The organism is Marinospirillum alkalitolerans (assembly GCF_045055655.1).
GTDB classification, from domain to species: domain Bacteria; phylum Pseudomonadota; class Gammaproteobacteria; order Pseudomonadales; family Halomonadaceae; genus Marinospirillum; species Marinospirillum alkalitolerans.
The window spans coordinates 1-1,063 of sequence record NZ_JBANFI010000028.1; the positions used below are offsets into that span (position 1 = coordinate 1).

Annotated in this window: 1 protein-coding gene; it reads right to left on the bottom strand. The window is 46.9% G+C overall.

Translation table 11 applies throughout. The features are described from left to right. Positions 1-4 precede the first annotated feature (4 nt). Positions 5-295: a hypothetical protein gene (locus tag V6U78_RS12680; RefSeq protein ID WP_405341569.1), complete on the bottom strand. Its 291-nt coding sequence runs from the start codon at positions 293-295 to the stop codon at positions 5-7. Between the last annotated feature and the right edge of the window lie 768 nt (positions 296-1,063).

Genomic DNA, 1,063 nt, shown 5'->3' on the forward strand with positions numbered 1-1,063 from the left:
GTTCTTAAGTAAGCTCCCATCGCTGTCCAATAAACATATCTCTCTTCGAAATCTCGCCGCATTTTTTTCTAGGCTTAAATGTAACCCACGGCTTGCCAGTTCCGACCGATTCAACACGCGACACCTTACCTTCAACCCCTCTATTGTCGCGAACCATCAAGCCGACCTTTACGCCCCAAGATTCAAAAATTATTTTTTCATTTGTTTCGTTTATGAGCTTTCTCACTTCCTCAATTCTCGCCACAAGCTGCTCTTCTTCCTGTCGAAGCATCTTTAATTCTGTATTGCTGTCCATCTTCTTCTCCAGTGTTAATCAGGCCATAACAAACCGTTGCACGGGACAAGCCCGTGAACGGGGCGTTATAATCTTTCCATCACATCGGGTAGCAGTCTTGCTATGGATTGGTGCAACTCAGGATCAACCTCTCTTAAGGTAGTACCCTTTATGTAGCTCCATATCAAATCCTTCTCACAAAAATGGTTTTGGATTAAATGCTTTAGAGCTTGCTCAAGCTGTTGCTCGCGTGTCTGTTGCTCGTTCACTGCCTTCACCTCTTGGGTTTCGTTAATATTCACCATCAAATAACAAAGCAATGCAACGGTCGTAAACGCCGTTGATTGCGGCGTTATTGCACTGGCTTGGTTGCGTCGGTTGGGGCAGGTTGTTTCGGGATAGCAGGCAGGCCGCCGCAGCAGATCGAGGCGTTGTTCTAGCAGGATTTCGTCAGGTCTGGCCTTTAAATAGTGTGCCGCGCCTTCGTTGTTGGGCTGCTCTCGCTAGCTTTAAAATGAAGGCTCAGTCTTCAAGTGCGGCAAGCGGCGGCATTGTTCGAGTTGCTTCGTTGCTGTACTTGGCAGGTTTGCCAGACCGCCCAATCTGGCCGTTTTTTCAGGTTTGAGTTTGGTGCATTCTGTTGGCTCCACTCAGAAATAGTGTGCCAAGATTGAATGATTCGGCTTTAACCCAAGTTGGCCATTTTCTGAAATTTGGCAGCTTTTAGCTTTCTTTTTTGCTGTTTTTTGCAATAACAAGGCGCTGCACGCGACACGAATGCTAGTCCGT